Source organism: Pseudomonas brassicacearum (genome assembly GCF_009601685.2).
Taxonomy (GTDB): domain Bacteria; phylum Pseudomonadota; class Gammaproteobacteria; order Pseudomonadales; family Pseudomonadaceae; genus Aquipseudomonas; species Aquipseudomonas kilonensis_B.
This window is the reverse complement of the sequence record NZ_CP045701.2, coordinates 1-20,842: the sequence shown is the minus strand read 5'-3', so window position 1 is coordinate 20,842 and position 20,842 is coordinate 1. Positions and strand designations below refer to the sequence as shown.

Annotated in this window: 16 protein-coding genes; 5 read left to right on the top strand and 11 right to left on the bottom strand. The window is 59.0% G+C overall.

The features are described from left to right. Window positions 1–98: 98 nt before the first annotated feature. The 5 genes from GFU70_RS00080 to GFU70_RS00060 all read right to left on the bottom strand — a co-directional run bounded on the left by GFU70_RS00080 (window position 99) and on the right by GFU70_RS00060 (window position 5,541). Complete coding sequence (locus tag GFU70_RS00080) at window positions 99–452, bottom strand: VOC family protein (RefSeq protein ID WP_153387414.1); 354 nt, start codon at window positions 450–452, stop codon at window positions 99–101. A gap of 175 nt (window positions 453–627) precedes the next feature. Continuing rightward, window positions 628–2,184 carry a methyl-accepting chemotaxis protein gene (locus GFU70_RS00075; protein ID WP_153387413.1) on the bottom strand — a complete coding sequence of 519 codons (1,557 nt, stop codon included), beginning with the start codon at window positions 2,182–2,184 and terminating at the stop codon, window positions 628–630. 1,000 nt (window positions 2,185–3,184) lie between these two features. Continuing rightward, window positions 3,185–3,844, bottom strand: coding sequence for an NAD(P)/FAD-dependent oxidoreductase (locus GFU70_RS00070; RefSeq protein ID WP_153387412.1), 660 nt, complete (start codon window positions 3,842–3,844; stop codon window positions 3,185–3,187). A 208-nt stretch (window positions 3,845–4,052) separates the two neighbouring features. Next, a complete protein-coding gene (locus tag GFU70_RS00065; protein WP_058544800.1) occupies window positions 4,053–4,940 on the bottom strand; it encodes a lysophospholipid acyltransferase in 888 nt (295 codons plus the stop codon). A 43-nt stretch (window positions 4,941–4,983) separates the two neighbouring features. Then, window positions 4,984–5,541 (bottom strand): DNA-3-methyladenine glycosylase I, encoded by a 558-nt coding sequence (locus GFU70_RS00060; protein WP_058544799.1) that lies wholly within the window; start codon window positions 5,539–5,541, stop codon window positions 4,984–4,986. Between the two features lie 81 nt (window positions 5,542–5,622). Between GFU70_RS00060 and glyQ the strand changes: the two genes are divergently transcribed. From glyQ to GFU70_RS00040, 4 genes are all read left to right on the top strand, one after another. Continuing rightward, window positions 5,623–6,576, top strand: coding sequence for a glycine--tRNA ligase subunit alpha (gene glyQ, locus GFU70_RS00055; protein WP_003177094.1), 954 nt, complete (start codon window positions 5,623–5,625; stop codon window positions 6,574–6,576). Next, a complete protein-coding gene (gene glyS / locus GFU70_RS00050) occupies window positions 6,573–8,627 on the top strand; it encodes a glycine--tRNA ligase subunit beta (RefSeq protein ID WP_058544798.1) in 2,055 nt (684 codons plus the stop codon). Before glyQ ends, glyS begins: the two co-directional genes overlap by 4 nt. A 3-nt stretch (window positions 8,628–8,630) precedes the next feature. Then, window positions 8,631–9,164, top strand: coding sequence for a D-glycero-beta-D-manno-heptose 1,7-bisphosphate 7-phosphatase (gene gmhB, locus GFU70_RS00045; RefSeq protein ID WP_058544797.1), 534 nt, complete (start codon window positions 8,631–8,633; stop codon window positions 9,162–9,164). 80 nt (window positions 9,165–9,244) lie between these two features. Continuing rightward, a complete protein-coding gene (locus GFU70_RS00040; RefSeq protein ID WP_058544796.1) occupies window positions 9,245–10,024 on the top strand; it encodes a lysophospholipid acyltransferase family protein in 780 nt (259 codons plus the stop codon). Between the two features lie 178 nt (window positions 10,025–10,202). Here the strand turns inward: GFU70_RS00040 and GFU70_RS00035 are convergent, their stop codons facing one another. Beyond that, the gene (locus tag GFU70_RS00035; protein WP_153387411.1) at window positions 10,203–11,720 is read right to left on the bottom strand and encodes a sensor histidine kinase; all 1,518 of its coding nucleotides are present in this window, start codon (window positions 11,718–11,720) and stop codon (window positions 10,203–10,205) included. A gap of 222 nt (window positions 11,721–11,942) precedes the next feature. Between GFU70_RS00035 and GFU70_RS00030 the strand changes: the two genes are divergently transcribed. After that, window positions 11,943–12,677, top strand: a complete 735-nt coding sequence (locus GFU70_RS00030; RefSeq protein WP_153387410.1) for a response regulator transcription factor — start codon at window positions 11,943–11,945, stop codon at window positions 12,675–12,677. 123 nt (window positions 12,678–12,800) lie between these two features. Here the strand turns inward: GFU70_RS00030 and gabP are convergent, their stop codons facing one another. The 5 genes from gabP to dnaA form a co-directional block, all read right to left on the bottom strand. Next, window positions 12,801–14,195 carry a GABA permease gene (gabP, locus tag GFU70_RS00025; protein ID WP_058544794.1) on the bottom strand — a complete coding sequence of 465 codons (1,395 nt, stop codon included), beginning with the start codon at window positions 14,193–14,195 and terminating at the stop codon, window positions 12,801–12,803. 299 nt (window positions 14,196–14,494) lie between these two features. Then, window positions 14,495–16,912 (bottom strand): DNA topoisomerase (ATP-hydrolyzing) subunit B, encoded by a 2,418-nt coding sequence (gyrB, locus tag GFU70_RS00020; protein ID WP_058544854.1) that lies wholly within the window; start codon window positions 16,910–16,912, stop codon window positions 14,495–14,497. A gap of 5 nt (window positions 16,913–16,917) precedes the next feature. Beyond that, complete coding sequence (gene recF / locus GFU70_RS00015; RefSeq protein WP_003196148.1) at window positions 16,918–18,021, bottom strand: DNA replication/repair protein RecF; 1,104 nt, start codon at window positions 18,019–18,021, stop codon at window positions 16,918–16,920. Between the two features lie 20 nt (window positions 18,022–18,041). Beyond that, window positions 18,042–19,145 (bottom strand): DNA polymerase III subunit beta, encoded by a 1,104-nt coding sequence (gene dnaN / locus GFU70_RS00010; RefSeq protein WP_003196145.1) that lies wholly within the window; start codon window positions 19,143–19,145, stop codon window positions 18,042–18,044. 39 nt (window positions 19,146–19,184) lie between these two features. After that, on the bottom strand, window positions 19,185–20,711 hold the full coding sequence (dnaA, locus tag GFU70_RS00005; RefSeq protein WP_058544792.1) for a chromosomal replication initiator protein DnaA: 1,527 nt from the start codon (window positions 20,709–20,711) through the stop codon (window positions 19,185–19,187). Between the last annotated feature and the right edge of the window lie 131 nt (window positions 20,712–20,842).

Below are 20,842 nucleotides of genomic sequence, written 5' to 3'. Positions count from 1 at the left end.
TTTCGCATGCTCCCACTTTTCACGATGCTCTCTGCTAAACGATGCTATCCACCACACCACCATCAGTGGCAAAGGAGCTGTTTGCGGTCAATCAACCATCAGGAAGCCGACCACACCGCCAGTTCATAGCCATCCGGGTCGATAAAGTGGAAACGTCGGCCACCCGGGAAAGCGAACACTTCACGGCTGATGGACGCCCCCGCAGCCTTGAGCCGGAGTTGGGTGCCTTCAAGGTCATCGGTATACAAGATAATCAACGGGCCGCCTGGGCGCACAGGTTCGCCGGTCGTGAAGCCACCGGTCAGGCGACCGTCGCTGAACTCGGTATAGGTCGGGCCGTAGTCGACGAAACTCCAGCCGAATACGCTTGCATAAAAGGCTTTGCTGCGGGCGATGTCGTTGACATTGAACTCGATGTTATCGATCTGACGGTCTTTACCACGAATGCCCATTGCGACTTCCTTGGCTGGTTGGGAAGAGGCGAGCTTAGGCCATTCACCCGCCACTACGCTTGGAAAAAATCGATCCGGACGGTAGGGGTTGAGCGCAGAGGAGAAACACAGCCGGCGCCGGTGCCCGAGATGCCTGAGGCATTGCGGGTGCAAAACGGCGCCGTCTCTGCCACGTCTACACTTTAAAGCGTCCTACCAGCCTTTCCAGTTCATGACCCAGCCGTGCGAGTTCGGTACTTGAAGAAGCGGTTTCCTCGCAGGTGCTTGCCGTCTGCTCGGAGATATCGCGAACGTTGATGACACTGCGATTGATTTCCTCGGCGACTGCGCTTTGCTGCTCCGCTGCGGTGGCGATTTGCTGATTCATGGCTTGAATGATCGATACTTTACTCGTGATGTTTTCCAGGGCGATCACCGCGCGATGGGTAAATTCGACGCTGCTCTCGCCCAACAGCTGGCTGCTTTCCATGCCTGAGGCAACGGCATGAGTACCACTCTGTACACCGGCCACCAGACTTTCAATTTCTTCAGTGGAACGCTGGGTGCGTAAGGCAAGACTGCGCACCTCGTCTGCTACCACCGCAAAGCCACGGCCAGCCTCGCCGGCGCGTGCGGCTTCAATGGCCGCGTTCAGCGCCAGCAGATTGGTTTGCTGGGCCACCGCCTTTATCACATCGAGTACCCCGCCGATTTTTTCACTTTGTTCCTGGAGATGGCGTACAGCATCGGCCGACTGATTGAGCTCTTCGGCCAAGCGCTTGATCTGCGCTATGGCCTCATTCACGATTTGCTCTCCCTCAGAGGCTTGCTGATCCGCGGCGGATGCGGCAGTTGAGGCCTCTTCAGCATCGCGAGCGACGTTTTGCACCGTTGCGGTCATTTCACTCATCGCGGTGGCGACATGATCCGTTTCGGTTTTCTGATTATTGACGCCCGTATTGGTTTGCTCGGTGACCGCCGACAGCTGTTCGGCAGCACTGGCAACCTGAATGACGCCGGATCGAATGCCCTCGATCAGCTCATGAAGGTTGAGCATCATCTGCTGAAGACCTGATTGCAGCTGACCCAACTCATCACGCCGGTTGACCTGCACGGGCTCACTCAAATCCCCCCCGGCAATACGATTCACGGCCTGTAGCGTGTACTGCAGTGGGTTAACGATTTGTTGGGTAATGATCCATGCTGCAAGTGCGCCCAGTAGCAACGTCAAGGCTGCGACAAGCCCCAGCAGAACCTTGGCAGACGCGGCGTCGGCATCGCGCTTGGTATTTTGCGAATCAATGAGTTTTTGCGTCGTATCGAGCAACAGATCACCCAGCTGCCCCATACGTTTATATATGGGCGCTTGGTCAGTATTGGGTTTGGCCAGATCAAGCAGCAGTTGTCCGTATTCTCTGACGGAAGTGTTCTGTTGTTGGATCAGTTGCTGGTCAATCGGGGCAGTGAACTGGGTGTTGATGTTTTGCAAGTGGGCTGCCAGATTGTCCAGAATTTTCTGCAGCGGTTGATAGGCATCTGGTTGAGGGTTTGCACCTAGACGTAAACGACTGATTCGCAGGTCTTTGGTGTAATCGCTGATTTGAGCAATTTTCTCGATTTTAGCGCCGCGGTCGGTCAACGTCGCAATGGCGTACCAACCCGTCGAAGCGAGTAACAACGCAAGCCCCAGTACCAGGCCGAAGCCCAAGCTTAATTTCGCGCTGACACGGATATTGCTGATCCAGCCAAACATAGAGACTCCAGTCGTAACTCAGATTGATTGAACATGGCGTCCGGAATGTCGACCATGAGCCTGAATGCTTTAGTTCTAGAGTGGCAGCAAAAGTACTCTGGAGGGCAATTAGCCTCATACGAAAAAAAATATACCGTTGTCGAGGGCTATTCGGTTAAGAGGTAGCTGAAAGGATACAGCGCCCAGCCTGCCGGCCATTCCAAGAGCAGTGCGTTCCGAAACTAACGGGGCATTTCAAACACCCCATAAACTGTCTAGTTCTTTAGTCGAATGTTCATGATCGTTCGGTTCTGCTGGGCCCATACTTATAGTGCAAGCACGAAAACAGTGCAGTGTGTGACGGAAGGTTTAAATCTCGATGGCTTGCTTCAGGTAAAAAAATAGCCGGTCTTGGCAGGCTCTGTATCGGGCTTCGAGGCCCTCGACCTCCCACATTCGAGCAAGCCATACCTCATCACATGACGCGTCAATATCATTGACGGCGACGCTCCATACAACCTGAGCGTGTTGTGTGGCACGTAGCAATTGCAATAACTCCTCAGTGATTGGAAGCGCTTTAGTCTTAACTCTTTTTAGCGACATAAACCATCCGTGATTAATTCAAGGTCGAGATTGTTTTTGCGTCGCGCACTATAAGGCTCAGTTTATGAAGGCTGTATTCGACTTATGGCTAGCAAGACAGCGCAGAAATAGGCTGCTCTTGGCAGTAGTTATTCATTGGATTTATGACGCTTTAATTACTGACTGCTTTATGGTGAGCATGAGCATGGCGGGCCTGAATTCAAGGCCGGTCGTCAACGAAACTTATTAATCTTTCACAAGAAGAGCCAGCAGCTATAGCGGGAATACACCGAATTTACGTGAGTCAAATTGAACGCGAACTAAAGTACCTCAATGATGCCCTGTCTAATGAACGAAAGGTTTTGGTCAACGCGTTCAGGAATTTGACGCTTCCTTGGCTGATTTGGGAGTAAGCGAACTTAGGCCATTCAAACCCTCACTAAGCTTGGAAAAAACGATCCGGACGGCAGGGGTTGAGGGCAGAGCAAGCCTTGTCGCCGACGATCTCTTCACTGGCAAGACGACCCACAATCGCGGCCAGGGTAACGCCGGGGTGCATGACGCACACGTAGACGCCGCCGACCTGCGGAAGATAACCAATGATGGGGATGTCATCGGCAGGCAGAACCGGCGTTTGAGTGAGCACTTTCGCACCGTTGGCCTGGGCGCCAGCGATCAGCGCATGGGTTGCTGCTACGGCGTCCAGCGCTCCTTCTTCTGCCGCATACGAAGCTTGTTGAGGAGGGTTCTTGAGGTTTGGCTCAAGTTCACGAATCTGTGATCGGGATATCCGGTTTGCCGAAGCTGTTGAACTCGGGCCGTAAGAGAGGGCGCCAGTCCATTGGATCTTCAGGCCGGGCAGTTGCGTTTCGAGTCGGCGGTATTCCTGGATGGCAGCGCCGCGCAATGGCGCAATGGGGTCGGGTTCGCCATGAGAGCTGTTGATCCAGGCGAATGAGCTGCCGGTCACGCCTGACGCGATGCCTTCGGCCTCGACTACCGTGACTTTCGCGCCTTGGGTCATCAGATGGTAGGCCAGGGATGCGCCGACGATGCCGGCACCGATGACGATGACGTGCTTGCCTGGAGCGTTATCCATTCGGTCTCCGTCGGGTTTGCCTGGGGGAATACGTTAGCCCGGTTGGGGCTGCTGCGCAGCCCAGCGGGAGCAAGCTCCCTCGCCACGGTGGGTGGTGCAGCAGTTCAATATGCGGCGCCTGTCAGGCCGCTATCGCGAGCAAGCTCGGCTCCCACAGGGTTCTTGGGTGTTCACGATCAAGCATTCACCACACCCAAGCAACAGGCCTTCAGTACCACCGCGCCTCGCCCGGCGGGCGTTTCTTGAAGCGTTTCATGCTCCACATGTACTGGCTCGGATAGGCCCGTACGTAGCGCTCCACCACTTGGCTCATGGCAGCGCAGGCGGTTTCGGTGTCGGTGCTGTACATGGCCTGCGGCGCGGCTTCGAGGATGACTTTGTAGCCGGAGCCGTCCGGCAGGCGCAGGGCGTGAAGGAAGACGCCGACCGCTTTGCCGCCAGCGAGCATGTTCGGCACGAACTTGCTGGTCAGGGCCTGGGTGGCGAAGAAGGGCACGAAGATACCGGCGGATTCGGCCGGTTCCGGGTCGGCGGGGATGCCTACTTGGCCGCCCTTGCGCACTTCCTTGATGACGCTGAGGATGCCTTCCTTGGTGGATGCGGCGACTTTGTTGCCCAGTTGCACCCGCTGTTTGCGCAGCAATTCATCCACTGCCTTGAGCTTGGGCGGGCGGTAGAAAATGATCGGTTTGCACTGGCTGCAATAGAAGTGGTTGAGCACTTCCCAGTTGCCCAGGTGACTGGTGATGCCCACCACGCCTTTGCCGGAGGCCAGCGCTTCTTTTAATACTTCCAGGCCTTCGACTTCACGCACCAGGTCGATGGAGCGTTGGGCCGGCCAGATCCAGGCGCAGGCACTTTCGGTCAAGGATTTGCCGATGTCCTTGAGGCTCTGGCCCACCAGGCGTTCGCGCTCGGCCGGGTCCATCTCGGGAAAACATTTGGCGAGGTTGATCCGCACCACATCGCGGGAGCGGTTGGGCAGCTTCCACATGAACCAGCCAATGGCCGAGCCCACCGCTTGCACCGCCCGCCAGGGCAGCAGCGCAAACAACCGCAGAGCGCCGACCAGCAAGGCGCCTTTCAACTTATCCACAGGTCACTCCTGAATGTATGGGCCGTGTTGCGAGCCGGCTATTCTAACCGCCGTTTACCAACTCGGCGTAGCGGTCGCAATCCTGGGTGTGGTCCATGACCATGCCCGAGGCCTGCATCAGCGCATAACAAATGGTCGGTCCGACAAAAGTAAATCCGGCTTTCTTCAGGCCTTTGCTCATCGCCAGCGCCTCGGGCGTGATGGCCGGCACTTCGGTGCGGTCCTTGAAATGATTGATGATGGGTTTGTCGCCCACGAACGACCAGAGAAATGCCACCGGGTCTTCCAACGCCAGCCAGGCCTGGGCGTTGCGGCGGGCGGCCTTGAGCTTGAGGCGGTTGCGGATGATGCCGGGGTCGAGCATCAGCTCATCGATTTCGGCGTCGCTCATCTGCGCCACCCGCTGCACATCGAAGTCGTACAGCACCTCCCGGTAGCGCTCGCGTTTGCGCAAAACGGTGATCCAGGACAGCCCGGCCTGGAACCCTTCGAGCAAAAGCAACTCGAACAAACCCTGCGCATCGCGCAGCGCCGTGCCCCACTCCTGATCGTGATAAGCCATGTACAACGGATCGTCAGAACACCAAAAGCAGCGTGGCATAAGGCTCCAGGGGGCGTGCGCACGAACGAATCGGGTATACTCCCGCTCTTTAAATCGCAGCCCAAGAAACAGGTGAATTTCGTGAGCCAGCCTACGCCAGCCGTGCGTACCTTCCAAGACTTGATCCTCGCCCTCCAGCAATACTGGGCCGAGCAAGGTTGCGTGGTACTTCAGCCCTACGATATGGAAGTAGGCGCCGGCACTTTCCACACTGCCACGTTTCTGCGTGCCATCGGCCCGGAAACCTGGAACGCCGCTTATGTGCAGCCCAGCCGCCGCCCGACTGACGGCCGCTACGGCGAAAACCCGAACCGTCTGCAGCACTACTACCAGTTCCAGGTCGTCCTGAAGCCGAACCCGGAAAACTTCCAGGAGCTGTACCTGGGCTCGCTCAAGCACGTCGGCCTCGACCCGCTGGTGCACGACATTCGCTTCGTCGAAGACAACTGGGAATCGCCAACCCTGGGCGCCTGGGGCCTGGGCTGGGAAGTCTGGCTCAACGGCATGGAAGTGACCCAGTTCACCTACTTCCAGCAAGCGGGCGGCATCGAGTGCTACCCGGTCACCGGCGAAATTACCTACGGTCTGGAACGCCTGGCCATGTACCTGCAGGGTGTGGATTCGGTCTACGACCTGGTGTGGGCCGACGGCCCGTTCGGCAAAGTGACCTATGGCGACGTGTTCCACCAGAACGAAGTGGAACAGTCGACCTACAACTTCGAACACGCCAACGTCGAGAAGCTGTTCGAGCTGTTCGATTTCTACGAAAGCGAAGCCAAGCGCCTGATCGAGCTGGACCAGCCGCTGCCGTTGCCGAGCTATGAAATGGTGTTGAAGGCGTCCCATACCTTCAACCTGCTGGATGCACGCCGGGCGATTTCCGTGACCGCGCGCCAGCAATACATCCTGCGTGTACGCACCCTGGCGCGTTCCGTCGCGCAAGCCTACCTGCTGGCCCGTGCCAAGCTGGGCTTCCCGATGGCGACCCCGGACCTGCGTGATGAAGTGTTGGCTAAGCTGGAGGCTGCACAATGAGTGCTCAAGATTTTCTGGTTGAACTGGGCACCGAAGAACTGCCACCCAAAGCCCTGAACACCCTGGCCGATGCGTTCCTGGCCGGTATCGACAAAGGCCTGCAAGCCGCCGGCCTGAACTACGAAGCCAAACAGGTATACGCTGCGCCGCGCCGCCTGGCCGTGCTGATCACCGCCCTGGCGACCCAGCAGCCAGACCGCAGCATCAACCTCGACGGCCCGCCACGCCAGGCCGCGTTCGACGCCGACGGCAATCCGACCCAAGCCGCCCTGGGCTTCGCCAAGAAGTGCGGCGTGGACCTGAGCGAAATCGACCAGAGCGGCCCGAAGCTGCGCTATAGCCAGAGCATCAAGGGCAAGCCGACCGCCAGCCTGTTGCCGACCATCGTCGAAGACTCCCTCAATGACTTGCCGATTCCCAAGCGCATGCGCTGGGCCGCGCGCAAGGAAGAGTTCGTGCGTCCAACCCAATGGCTGGTGATGTTGCTCGGTGACCAGGTGATCGATTGCACGATCCTGGCCCAGAAGGCCGGTCGCGATTCCCGCGGTCACCGCTTCCATCATCCACAGAGCGTGCGCATCACCTCGCCGGCCAACTACCTGGCCGACCTGCGTGCCGCCTATGTGCTGGCCGACGCCAACGAGCGCCGCGAACTGATCAGCAAGCGCACCGAAGAGCTGGCCACCCTGCAGGAAGGCACCGCCATCGTGCCGGCCAACCTGCTGGACGAAGTGACCGCGTTGGTGGAATGGCCGGTGCCGCTGGTGTGCTCGTTCGAGGAACGTTTCCTTGAAGTGCCACAGGAAGCACTGATCACCACCATGCAGGACAACCAGAAATACTTCTGCCTGCTGGACGCTGAAGGCAAGTTGCTGCCGCGCTTCATCACGGTCGCCAACATCGAAAGCAAGGACCCGCAGCAGATCATCGCCGGTAACGAAAAAGTCGTTCGCCCGCGCCTGACCGATGCCGAGTTCTTCTTCAAGCAAGACAAGAAACAGCCCCTGGAAAGCTTCAACGAGCGCCTGCGCAACGTGGTGTTCCAGGAAAAACTCGGCAGCGTCTACGACAAGGCCGAGCGCGTGTCGAAACTGGCGGCGTTCATCGCCCCACGCATCGGCGGCGACGCCCAGCGCGCGGCCCGTGCTGGCATCCTGTCCAAGTGCGACCTGTCCACCGAAATGGTCGGTGAGTTCCCGGAGATGCAAGGCGTCGCCGGTTACTACTACGCCCTCAACGATGGCGAGCCGCAAGACGTGGCCCTGGCACTGAACGAGCAGTACATGCCGCGCGGTGCCGGCGCTGAACTGCCAACCACCCTGACCGGTGCGGCCGTGGCCATCGCCGACAAGCTCGACACCCTGGTCGGTATCTTCGGTATCGGCATGCTGCCCACCGGCAGCAAAGACCCTTATGCCTTGCGTCGCGCGGCGCTGGGCGTGTTGCGGATCCTGATCGACAAACAGCTGGACCTGGACCTGAACGACGCCGTGGCGTTCGCCGTCAACGCGTTCGGCAGCAGGGTCAAGGCTGCCGGCCTGGCCGATGCGGTGCTGGAATTCATCTTCGACCGCCTGCGGGCACGTTATGAAGATGAAGGCGTCGACGTCGCCACCTACCTGTCGGTGCGAGCCCTGAAACCGGGTTCGGCCCTGGACTTCGACCAGCGCGTACAAGCGGTGCAGGCGTTCCGTCAACTGCCGGAAGCGGCAGCGCTGGCGGCGGTGAACAAGCGAGTATCGAACCTGCTGGGCAAGGCCGACGGCAACATCGCGGCCACCGTCGAAGCCAAGTACTTCGACAACGCCAACGAGTTTTCCCTGTATTCGGCGATCCAGCAGGCAGACCAGGCGGTCCAGCCAATGGCGGCGGCGCGTCAGTACAGCGAAACCCTGGCGCGCCTGGCTGCACTGCGCGAACCGGTGGATGCGTTTTTCGAGGCGGTGATGGTCAATGCCGAAGACGCCAAGGTACGCGCCAACCGTTACGCGTTGCTGGCGCGTCTGCGTGGGCTGTTCCTCGGCGTCGCCGATATTTCGTTGCTGGGGTAACGCTTGAAACTGCTGATTCTCGATCGGGACGGGGTGATCAATCACGACTCCGACGCTTACATCAAATCGGTGGAGGAGTGGTTGCCACTGCCCGGTTCGATCGAAGCCATCGCGCAGTTGAGCAAGGCCGGCTGGACGGTGGCGGTTGCCACCAACCAGTCGGGCATTGCCCGCGGTTATTATGACCTCGCCGTCCTGGACGCCATGCATGAGCACTTACGGGCATTGGTGGCGGAGCAGGGCGGGGAAGTCGGCTTGATCGTCTATTGCCCGCACGGGCCGGACGACGGCTGCGATTGCCGCAAACCCAAGCCAGGCATGTTGAAAACCATTGCCGCCCATTACGATGTGGGATTGGCGGGTGTGTGGTTCGTCGGTGACAGCCTCGGTGACCTGGAGGCGGCCAAGGCCGTCGATTGTCAGCCAGTTTTGGTAAAGACCGGGAAAGGCGAAAAGACTCTGGGCAAGACCCTGCCGGTGGGCACCTTGATTTTTGACGACTTGGCGGCGATTGCCGCTGAACTTATCCACAATTAGAGCTCCCAAGACAACCTGATCAAGGATTGTTCGGGAAGCGCTTGAACAGGCGGGCACTGCCCGCAACGGTAAATGCCGCTATGTCTATATTGCAGGCCATCAGAGCCTTTCTCTTTTACCTGCTGTTGGGCACCAGTTCCTTGCTGTGGTGCTCCTTGAGTTTTTTTATCGCGCCTTTCTTGCCGTTCAAGGCGCGCTACCGTTTCATCAATGTGTACTGGTGCCGCTGCGCCCTGTGGTTGAGCAAGGTGTTCCTGGGCATCCGCTATGAAGTCAAAGGTGCCGAGAACGTACCTGACCGGCCCTGCGTGATCCAGTCCAACCACCAGAGCACCTGGGAGACATTCTTTCTCTCGGCCTATTTCGAACCGTTGAGCCAAGTGCTCAAGCGTGAGCTGTTGTTCGTGCCGTTCTTCGGCTGGGCCATGGCGATGCTGCGCCCGATCGCCATCGATCGCGACAATCCCAAGGCGGCCCTCAAGCAGGTCGCGAAGAAGGGCGACGAACTGCTCAGAGATAACGTTTGGGTGCTGATCTTCCCCGAGGGCACCCGTGTTCCTTATGGAACCGTCGGCAAATTTTCCCGCAGCGGTTCGGCATTGGCCGTGAACGCCGATCTGCCCGTGCTGCCGATTGCACACAATGCCGGCAAATTCTGGCCCAAGGCTGGCTGGATCAGGACACCGGGCGTGATCACTGTAGTGATCGGCGCGCCAATGTATGCCGAAGGCACTGGGCCCCGCGCCATCGCCGAGCTCAATGACCGCGTACAAGCCTGGAATGAACAGGCACAACGGGAAATGGGCTCGCTGCCTCCCGGCCCTGTCACCGAAGTCCCCACGGAACAAGCCGCTGTTTGAGATCTGTGGATAACCTGTGTACCGTTTTATCGAAATCCGTCGCTTTTATGTTGTAGGTATTTGTTTTTAATACATATTTCCTAAACACATAAAACCGACGGTTAGGTGCATAAGTTTTTATAGCATCAAAAGATCGCAGCCTTCGGCAGCGCCTACAGCTGCCGAAGGCTGCGATCTTTCAATCTGCCAATAACGCAAAGCGCAGGCTGAACGTCGTGCCTTTACCCATCACGCTGCGGCACTCGATTTTCCCCTCGTGATGGTCCACCACCGCCTTGACCATCGAGAGCCCCAAGCCGATGCCATCCACGCCGTGAGCCGAGGAAAACCGTCGGTACTGACTGAACAGGTTTGGTAGCTCTTCGGCGCTGATGCCCTTGCCCTGGTCGGCGATATTGCAGATCAACCAGCCCGGGGTGCAATGAACCTGCAGCGAAATGCAGGTGTCGGGCGCGCTGTACTTGATGGCATTTTCCAGCAGATTGAACAGGGCACGGGTGAGCAACGGCTGATCCGCCCTCACCATCGCCTCTTCATCCTCTATTTCATGAATCAATTGGATGCGCTTGGCCTGGGCGATAGGCAGCGCCTGGTCGAGTACATCCAGCACCAGCATGGCGAATAGCGTCGGCTGGAATTGATACGCCTCGGATTCGGCCTTGGCCAATTGCACGAAGCCCTCGGTCAGGTCCAGGGCGCGACGTACCTGGCGCTCGATCTGGTCGAACAGCGGATTATCCCCACCTCCCTGGTATCGCTGCACATCGAGCAGGGCAAGGATCGCCGAGTGCGGAGCGCGCAAGTCATGGGAAAGGAAACGCAGCATGACGCTGCGCTGTTCTTCAGCCTCACGTTCGGCGCTCAGGTCCGTGAGGCTCAACAACCAGCCAATCGGCGCATCGCCATCAACCGGCAACAAAGCCGCCCGTTCCAGGCGCAAGCTGCGCTCGCGAATGTCGCGAAACTCCACCAGGGGCAATGTGGATAACCGGTGATGCGCCCCATGCTCCAACCCTGGATAACCCAATTGTCCGAGATGCTCCAGCACGTCGCCGCCCGCCAGGTCATGGCCGAACAGCTCGCGCGCCTTGCGATTGCCGAGCAACAGCTTGCCTTGGGGATCGCTGATCATGGTCGCCACCGGCAGGTATTCCAGGCCGTCGGCAATGAAGCGCCGGGTGTCGCGGGTTCGGCTCATGGCTTGTTCCAGGGCCATGATCTGGCCCTGCAAGCGGTCGCTGCCGGTGTAGGAGGGGCGGCGACGTTCCGGGAAGACCTTGGGCTCCGCGTCCAGGCGGGCCAGCTCCCAGCCGAAATAGGCCAATACCACGCTCAGGCGCCGCCAGTTCCAGATCAGGTAGCCGAACATGATGCCCAGCACACTCGCCATGGGTGACCACCACCAACCTCGCGCACCCAGCACGGCACTGATCAACAGGGCCAGGCTCATGCCGCCCACCGTGGTCCAAAGCGCCAGGCGCGGGCGCAACAGCAGCAAGCCCAATACACACCCCACCAGGCCCACCGACAACAACGCGGCGCCCGAACGGTTGCCCGTTGTTTGGCTGCTCAATGACAGCAAGGCTGTCAGCGGCAACAGCAACAGACTTATCCACAACCACTCCCGTACCAACTGTCGAAACAACCGCTGGACCTGGGTTGGCTCACGACTTTCACGGCGACGCTGGTTACTCATAGGCCTCCTGGCCAAACTCAAGGACTGGGGATTTGTTCACAAGCCTGCAAAGCCCACGACTATAACGGACTCGATGGGTGGCGTACTGCTGCCTTTCCCTCTGTGCCGTGAGCCGGTATTGTCGCAGCCAGCGACAGGTCAATGACAACGAATCAGCCACGGGCTGCGTTTCATTGCCACCTGAAGATGTCCGTTACTCTCGAGATCAAGGAATCGCATTTCATGCGTGTCGCCATACTGGACGATGAACCGGCCGAGCTGCGCCGGGTAGAACAGACACTGCAACAAATCCCTGGCAGGGGCGAGCAAGCGTGGACCCTGCACAGCTTTGAGCGAGGCGAAGACTTGCTGCGGCAACTGCGCCGGGAAACCTTCGACCTGTTGATCCTCGACTGGCAACTGCCGGACATCAGCGGACTTTCATTGCTGCGCTGGACCCGCGAGCACATGGATTCGCCACCGGCCGCCATCATGCTGACCAGCCGCGACGGCGAGCACGATATCGTCCAGGCCCTCAACGCCGGCGCTGACGACTATGTGAGCAAACCCTTCCGGCCCAACGAGCTCAAGGCCCGGGTCACCGCCGTGCTGCGCCGTCACAACCTGCAACGCACGCCCGCCAGCGACGTACTGGTGTTCAACGACCTGGCGTTCGACGACGCCGAGCTGACCATCACCCGCGCCGGCATCCCCATCAGCCTGACCGAGCGGGAATACCGCCTGGCCCGGTGCCTGTTCGCCAACCTGGGCCGGCCGCTGTCCCGGGAGTATTTCTACGAACGCTTCTGGACCCACGAGGAAATGACCTCGTCCCGCCCGCTCGACACCCACATCTATCGCCTGCGCAACAAGCTCGGCCTGACGGCAGACCGGGGTTGGCAATTGCTGACGATTTATGGGTATGGGTATCGGTTGGAAAGTGTGGCGGCGGGAAGCGAAGCGTCTGTGGCGAGTTAAACAACGGTCAGTTTGGATGCATCTGTGGCGAGGGAGCTTGCTCCCGCTTGAGTGCGAAGCACTCACAAAAAGAGGGGCCGCTGCGCAGCCCAGCGGGAGCAAGCTCCCTCGCCACAATAAATATCAACCGATCGTGCGCACCAAGCTTCCCGCTTTGGCGATCCGACGGCGCTGCACCAGCAACCCGGACGCGACGACCAATACGCTGAGCAGACCGGTCGCGAGGATTTCCACACGGTGGGCTTCCTGGAACAGCATGATGGTCAAGGCTCCCACGATGAAGACGATCACCGCGTAGGTCAGGCCGGGGAACAGCCACATGCTGAAGGCGACCTTTTCACCGCGCGCCGTGCGTTGTTTGCGCATGCGCAGCTGGGAAACCGCGATGACCAGGTACACCAGCAACGCAATGGCGCCGGAGCTGGCCAGCAGGAAATCAAACACAGCAGCCGGCGCCACGTAGTTAGCGAATACCGCCAGGAAAGCCGCCCCGGTCGACAGCATCACCGCCCAGTAAGGCGTCCCGCTCTTGTTGGTGCGCTGGGAAACGGCCGGCGCATCGCCGCGCTTGCCCAACGAGAACATCATCCGCGAAGCCGTATACAACGCCGAGTTCAGGCAACTGGTGACCGCCACCAGGACGACGATATCGACGATCAGCTTGGCATTGGGAATGCCCATGCGCTCCAGCACCGTCTGATAGGAACCGACGCTGGCCAGGAGCGGATCGTTCCACGGCACCAGGGCGACAACGATGAAGATGGACACGAGATAGAACAAGCCAATCCGCCAGATAACCGAGTTGGTCGCCTTGGAAATCTGCTGGCCGGGGTTCTTCGATTCTGCGGCCGCGATGGTCACGATCTCGGTACCCATGAACGAAAACATAGTGGTCAGGATCGCCCCCAACACCGCGCCCATACCGTTGGGCAGGAAGCCCTGGGTGTCGAACAGGTGCGAAACACCGCTGACCTGGCTAGTCGGCAGCAAGCCGAAGATCGCCATCACACCCAGGCCGATGAAGCCGATGATCGCCACCACCTTGACCAAGGCGAACCAGAATTCGAACTCACCGTAATTCTTCACGCTGAACAGGTTGGTGACTGTCAGCAGCAGGGTGATGACCAAGGTGAAGGCCCAGATCGCCACGTTCGGAAACCAGGCATGCAGGATCGTCGCGGCGGCGTTGGCCTCCAGCGGAATCACCAGGACCCAGAACCACCAGTAGAGCCAGCCGATGGTGAAACCGGCCCAATGACCGATCGCGCGGTCAGCATAAGTCGAGAAGGAACCGGTGTCCGGCGACGCCACCGCCATTTCGCCCAGCATCCGCATCACCAGCACCACCAAGGCACCAGCGGCAGCGTAGGCCAGCAGCACCGCCGGACCAGCCGCTGCAATAGCGTGGCCGGAGCCAACGAAAAGGCCAGCGCCGATGACGCCGGCGATGGATAGCATCGTCACATGCCGGGGTTTGAGCCCTTGCTCCAGATGATTGGAAGTTTGCGTACCGCTCATTGAGACTACCCTTGGTATTGGATTTATTCGTGCCACCTCGTACCCACCGCTTCCCTGTCAATTTAAAGAAACGGCGTGTAAGTTATTTAACCCGCAAGTTCTGCGCCAGAAAATCTGAGGCCCCGTTATCCGGGGCTTTCACACAATTCCTAACCTATTGAACATGAAGGCTTTGTGCCAAGGTGTTACCGAGTTACCCCATTTTTAACCACAGGCCTTAAAAGGGTGCGTGGTTTTCAAACGTAAAAAAAAACCAACGCATGAGCGTTGGTTTTTTTGGAGCGGACGTTGCTGAAGGATCAGAAATCCAGGTTGGACACCGCCAACGCATTGCTCTCGATGAAGTCACGACGAGGCTCGACCGCATCACCCATCAGGGTGTTGAAGATCTGGTCCGCGCCAATGGCGTCTTCGATGGTGACTTTCAGCATCCGACGCGAACCTGGGTCCATGGTGGTTTCCCACAGCTGATCCGGGTTCATCTCACCCAGACCTTTGTATCGCTGGATGGTGTGGCGCTTGGTGCTTTCGGCCATCAGCCATTCAAGGGCTTCCTTGAACTCGGTCACGGCTTTCTTGCGTTCACCACGCTGGATGTACGCACCTTCGTCCAGCAGCGTGCTCAGTTGCGCGCCGAGGGATACGACGGTCTTGTAGTCGTTACTGCCGAAGAAGTCGCGGTTGAAGGTGACGTAGTTCGACAGGCCGTGGGAGATCAGCTCGACCTCTGGCAGCCAGACGTTACGCTCACGGTCTTCGCGCAGGCTGGCTTTGTAGACCAGGCCGGATTTCTCGACAGTGCGCAGGCGTACTTCGTACTGGGCCAGCCAATCTTGCATCGCTGCGTGATCGGACAGTTGCTCCAGGCTTACCGCTGGCAGGTAGATGAAGTGCTCGGTCAGTTCCTGTGGGTACAGGCGCGACAGGCGCTTGAGGGTCTTCATCACCAGGCGGAAGTCGTTGACCAGGCGCTCGAGGGCTTCGCCGGAAATGCCCGGGGCATCTTCGTTCAGGTGCAGGCTCGCGTCTTCCAGGGCCGACTGCGTCATGTACTCTTCCATGGCATCGTCGTCTTTGATGTATTGCTCTTGCTTGCCTTTCTTGACCTTGTACAGCGGCGGTTGGGCGATGTAGATGTAGCCGCGCTCGATCAGCTCCGGCAACTGACGGAAGAAGAATGTCAGCAGCAGGGTACGGATATGCGAACCGTCGACGTCAGCATCGGTCATGATGATGATGTTGTGATAGCGCAGCTTGTCGATGTTGTACTCTTCGCGGCCAATGCCGCAGCCCAACGCCGTGATCAAGGTGCCGACCTCCTGGGAGGAAATCATCTTGTCGAAGCGCGCCTTCTCCACGTTGAGGATCTTGCCCTTGAGCGGCAGGATGGCCTGGGTGCGGCGGTTGCGGCCCTGCTTGGCGGAACCGCCAGCAGAGTCACCTTCCACCAGGTACAGTTCGGACAGGGCAGGGTCCTTTTCCTGGCAGTCAGCCAGTTTGCCCGGCAGGCCGGCGATGTCCAGCGCGCCTTTGCGGCGGGTCATCTCACGGGCCTTGCGCGCCGCTTCACGGGCACGGGCGGCGTCGATCATCTTGCCGACCACCAGCTTGGCTTCGTTCGGGTTCTCCAGCAGGAAGTCGGAGAAGTACTTGCCCATCTCCTGTTCGACTGCGGTCTTCACTTCGGAAGACACCAGCTTGTCCTTGGTTTGGGAACTGAACTTCGGATCCGGCACCTTCACCGAGATGATCGCGGTCAGGCCTTCACGGGCATCGTCACCGGTGGTGGCGACTTTATGCTTCTTCGCCAGGCCTTCCTGTTCGATGTAGTTGTTCAGGTTACGAGTCAGCGCCGAACGGAAGCCCACCAGGTGGGTGCCGCCGTCGCGCTGCGGGATGTTGTTGGTGAAGCACAACAGGTTCTCGTTGAAGCTGTCGTTCCACTGCAGGGCGATTTCCACGCCGATGCCGTCTTCACGCTGCACGTTGAAGTGGAACACTTGGTTGACCGGGGTCTTGTTGGTGTTCAGGTACTCAACGAACGCACGCAGGCCGCCTTCGTACTTGAACAGTTCTTCCTTGCCGCTGCGCTCGTCCTTGAGGACGATGCCAACACCGGAGTTTAGGAAAGACAGTTCACGAATCCGCTTGGCCAGAATGTCCCAGCTGAAGTGGATGTTCTTGAAGGTTTCGCTCGAAGCCTTGAAGTGGATCTGGGTGCCGGTGGTCTCGCTGTCGCCAACGATCGCCATGGGTGCCTGGGGAACACCGTGGATGTAGGTCTGTTCCCAGATCTTGCCGCTGCGGCGAACGGTCAGGACCAGTTCTTCGGACAGTGCGTTCACTACCGAGACACCTACGCCGTGCAGACCGCCGGAGACCTTGTAAGAGTTGTCGTCGAACTTACCGCCAGCATGGAGGACGGTCATGATGACCTCGGCAGCGGAAACGCCTTCCTCTTTATGCACGTCTACCGGGATGCCACGGCCGTTGTCACGTACGGTGATGGACTCATCCGGGTGGATGATGATGCTGATGTCATCGCAATGGCCGGCGAGGGCTTCGTCGATGGAGTTGTCGACCACCTCGAACACCATGTGGTGCAGGCCGCTACCATCGTCGGTGTCACCAATGTACATACCGGGACGTTTGCGTACGGCATCCAGGCCTTTCAGCACTTTAATGCTCGTTGAGTCGTACGTATTTTCTTCGCTCAATGCCTTCACTCCCGATGGTCGTGGGTCTGGGTGATACGGCCCTGTTCCACGTGGAACAGGGCGACTGGCGTTTCCGTCTGCCAGCCTTCCCTCAATAATTCGTGATCTACACAGGTGATAAACACCTGGCAGCGTAAGTCTTCCAGCAAGCGGCATAGCGCGCGGCGGTGGGCTTCGTCCAGCTCGGACGGCAAGTCATCCACCAGATAAATACACTGACCGCGGCGGGCCTGGCTGACCAGATGCCCTTGGGCTATGCGCAAGGCACACACCACCAACTTCTGCTGCCCCCGGGACAATATGTCCGCGGCGTTATGTGCGCCCAATCTGAGACGCAAGTCAGCACGTTGTGGTCCGGCCTGGGTATGGCCCATCTGCTGGTCCCGCTGCAGCGAGCCAGCCAACACGGTGCTCAGTTCCCGGTCTTTGTCCCAGCCTCGGTAATAGCTGAGCGTCAGGCCCTCAAGCTCAACCAGTTCGCTCAAGGTCTGCTCGAAGACCGGTTTCAAGGCTTTGATGTAAGCGCGGCGGTATTCATCGATTTCAGCGCTGGCCTGGCACAGTTCCCTGTCCCAAACCGCTTGCGAAACGGCGTCAAGTGTACCATGTCGCAGCCAAGAGTTTCGCTGGCGCAGCGCCTTCTGCAGGCGCTGCCAAGTCGTCATGAAGCGCGGTTCCACGTGGAACACGCCCCAGTCGAGAAATTGCCGGCGAATCTTCGGTGCGCCCTCCAGCAGACGGAAGCTGTCCGGGTTGATCAACTGCAATGGCAGGATCTCGGCCAGCTGTGCCGCGCTACGAGCGTTCTGCCCATCGATGCGGATCTGGAACTCGCCTTGCCGGTCCCGCGATATCCCCAGGGCGCTATGGCCACCTTCTGCCAGTTCCACCTGCCCGAACACCGTGCACGCCAGTTGATCGTACTGGATGACCGGTAACAGGCGGGTGCTGCGAAACGAACGGGCAAGCCCGAGCAGGTGCACGGCTTCCAGGACGCTGGTTTTGCCGCTGCCGTTGGCGCCGTAAAGGATATTGATGCGGGGGGAAGGGGAGAAGGTCACCGGGTGCAGATTGCGCACCGCGGTGACCGAGACGCGACTTAAGGACATCTAGCTTTTGCTTGGCATGATTACAGACGCATCGGCATGACAACGTAAGCCGAATCGTCGTTATCGGACTCTTGCACCAGCGCACTGCTGTTGGAGTCAGACAGGATCAGACGCACTTGCTCGGTGGTCATCACGCCCAGCACGTCGAGCAGGTAGCTGACGTTGAAGCCGATTTCCAGGGAGCCCCCGTTGTATTCAACGCCCACTTCTTCTTCCGCCTCTTCCTGCTCCGGGTTGTTCGCCTGGATTTTCAGCTGACCATTGGCCAGTTGCAGGCGGATGCCACGGTACTTCTCGTTGGAGAGAATCGCGGTGCGGCTGAAGGCTTCGCGCAGTGCCTGGCGATCGCCCAGTACCAGCTTGTCGCCACCTTTTGGCAGCACGCGCTCGTAGTCAGGGAATTTGCCGTCCACCAGCTTCGACGTGAAGGTGAACTCGCCGGTCGTGGCGCGGATGTGGTGCTGGCCCAGCACGATGCTGACGTTGCCGTCCGGCTCGGTCAGCAGACGGGCCAACTCCAGGATACCTTTGCGCGGCACGATCACCTGGTGGCGATCCGGCTGACCGATATCGGCCTGCATCGAGCACATGGCCAGGCGATGCCCGTCGGTGGCGACGGCGCGGATGACGCCGGCAGACACTTCCAGGAGCATGCCGTTGAGGTAATAACGAACGTCCTGCTGGGCCATGGCGAAACTGGTGCGTTCGATCAGGCGACGCAATTTACTCTGGTCCAGGCTGCAGGTCAGCGAACCCGGGCCTTCTTCAACAGTCGGGAAGTCGTTGGCTGGCAGCGTGGACAAGGTGAAACGGCTACGACCGGCCTTGACCACGAGCTTCTGCTCATCGACCTTGATGTCGATCAGCGCGTCGTTTGGCAGGCTCTTGCAGATGTCCATCAGCTTGCGCGCCGGCACGGTGATTGAACCCGGATCGGCCGGTTCTTCAAGTTGCACACGACCGACCAGCTCGACTTCCAGGTCGGTACCGGTCAGCGACAGTTGCTGGCCTTCGACAACCAGCAGCACGTTGGAAAGTACCGGCAAGGTCTGGCGGCGTTCGACGACGCCTGCGACCAGTTGCAGGGGTTTCAACAGGGCTTCGCGTTGAATGGTGAAATGCATGGTCTAGTCCCTTGCCTTAATAAGCTGCGCTGGTGGTCATCAAGTGGTCAGTGTACGCAGCAGGTTCTTGTAGTCCTCGCGGATGTCCGCGTCGGATTCCTTAAGTTCGTTGATCTTGCGGCAGGCGTGCAGCACGGTGGTGTGGTCGCGTCCACCAAACACATCACCGATTTCCGGCAGGCTGTGGTTGGTCAGTTCCTTGGACAGGGCCATGGCCACCTGACGCGGACGTGCCACCGAACGCGAACGGCGTTTGGACAGCAGGTCGGATATCTTGATTTTGTAGTATTCAGCAACCGTTCGCTGAATGTTATCCACAGATACCAATTTATCCTGAAGCGCCAACAGGTCCTTCAGGGATTCGCGAATCAACTCGATGGTGATGTCGCGGCCCATGAAGTGCGAGTGAGCGATCACCCGCTTGAGGGCACCTTCGAGTTCACGCACGTTGGAGCGGATACGCTGGGCGATGAAGAACGCGGCGTCGTGAGGCAGCTCGACCTTGGCCTGGTCGGCTTTCTTCATCAAGATCGCCACACGGGTTTCCAGCTCGGGCGGCTCGACGGCCACCGTCAAGCCCCAGCCGAAACGCGACTTGAGGCGTTCTTCAAGGCCCTCGATCTCTTTCGGGTAGCGGTCACTGGTGAGAATGACCTGCTGCCCACCTTCAAGCAATGCGTTGAAGGTGTGGAAAAACTCTTCCTGGGAACGTTCCTTGCGGGCGAAGAACTGGATATCGTCGATCAGCAAGGCGTCCACCGAACGGTAGAAACGCTTGAACTCGTTGATCGCGTTCAGTTGCAGCGCCTTGACCATATCGGCCACGAAACGCTCGGAATGCAGGTACACGACCTTGGCATTCGGGTTCTTCTTTAATAGATGGTTGCCCACCGCGTGCATCAAGTGGGTCTTACCCAAGCCTACGCCACCATAAAGGAAGAGCGGGTTATAGCCATGCTTGGGGTTGTCCGCGACCTGCCAGGCCGCCGCGCGGGCCAGTTGGTTGGATTTACCTTCGACGAAATTCTCGAAGGTAAAGGTCCGGTTCAGATAGCTGGTGTGCTTGAGCGCACCTTCGACCTGGACGGTGCGCTGTTCGGCACGCACCGGAGCCTGTTGGGAGCTGGCGCCGGCCATCGGGTCGAAGCTGTCCCGGGAGGGCTCTTCGCTGACCTCGGCGACCTTTTGCGCATTGCGTTTGCTCGGGGCAGGCGCGGGTGCCGGGGCGGCATGATTGTTAACCGGTGCCGTTACAGCCTGCTGGGCCTGTGACGCGGCGGCTGCCAGCGGCGCGTTGGGTGCGGCGCGCGGTGCCGAGCTGCGCTTGCTGCCTATTAATAAGGACAACGCAGGCGCCATGCCATTGCCATGCTCGTCGAGCAGCTCCATGACCCGGCCCAGGTACTTTTCGTTGACCCAGTCGAGAACGAAACGATTCGGTGCATAGACACGCAACTCGTCGCCTTCGGCTTCGACCTGTAGTGGACGGATCCAAGTGTTGAATTGTTGGGCAGGCAGCTCATCGCGCAAAAGCTCTACGCACTGCTGCCAAAGTTCCACTGACACGGATATCCCCTAAGTTGAAAGCCGGTGAGGCAAAAACAAGCGGCCATTGTAGCGAGCAGACGTCCACTTATCCACATGCAGCTTGCTGATCGCCCATGATTTATCAATGCGTTAAACGCGAGAAAGACGAC

What these genes read in the sequence shown, in the direction of transcription:
- recF (WP_003196148.1), bottom strand. Translation starts at nt 18,021, where the DNA reads ATGTCCTTAAGTCGCGTCTCGGTCACCGCGGTGCGCAATCTGCACCCG.
- GFU70_RS00040 (WP_058544796.1), top strand. Translation starts at nt 9,245, where the DNA reads ATGTCTATATTGCAGGCCATCAGAGCCTTTCTCTTTTACCTGCTGTTG.
- gabP (WP_058544794.1), bottom strand. Translation starts at nt 14,195, where the DNA reads ATGAGCGGTACGCAAACTTCCAATCATCTGGAGCAAGGGCTCAAACCC.
- GFU70_RS00075 (WP_153387413.1), bottom strand. Translation starts at nt 2,184, where the DNA reads ATGTTTGGCTGGATCAGCAATATCCGTGTCAGCGCGAAATTAAGCTTG.
- glyS (WP_058544798.1), top strand. Translation starts at nt 6,573, where the DNA reads ATGAGTGCTCAAGATTTTCTGGTTGAACTGGGCACCGAAGAACTGCCA.
- GFU70_RS00080 (WP_153387414.1), bottom strand. Translation starts at nt 452, where the DNA reads ATGGGCATTCGTGGTAAAGACCGTCAGATCGATAACATCGAGTTCAAT.
- GFU70_RS00060 (WP_058544799.1), bottom strand. Translation starts at nt 5,541, where the DNA reads ATGCCACGCTGCTTTTGGTGTTCTGACGATCCGTTGTACATGGCTTAT.
- GFU70_RS00070 (WP_153387412.1), bottom strand. Translation starts at nt 3,844, where the DNA reads ATGGATAACGCTCCAGGCAAGCACGTCATCGTCATCGGTGCCGGCATC.
- dnaN (WP_003196145.1), bottom strand. Translation starts at nt 19,145, where the DNA reads ATGCATTTCACCATTCAACGCGAAGCCCTGTTGAAACCCCTGCAACTG.
- GFU70_RS00030 (WP_153387410.1), top strand. Translation starts at nt 11,943, where the DNA reads ATGCGTGTCGCCATACTGGACGATGAACCGGCCGAGCTGCGCCGGGTA.
- GFU70_RS00035 (WP_153387411.1), bottom strand. Translation starts at nt 11,720, where the DNA reads ATGAGTAACCAGCGTCGCCGTGAAAGTCGTGAGCCAACCCAGGTCCAG.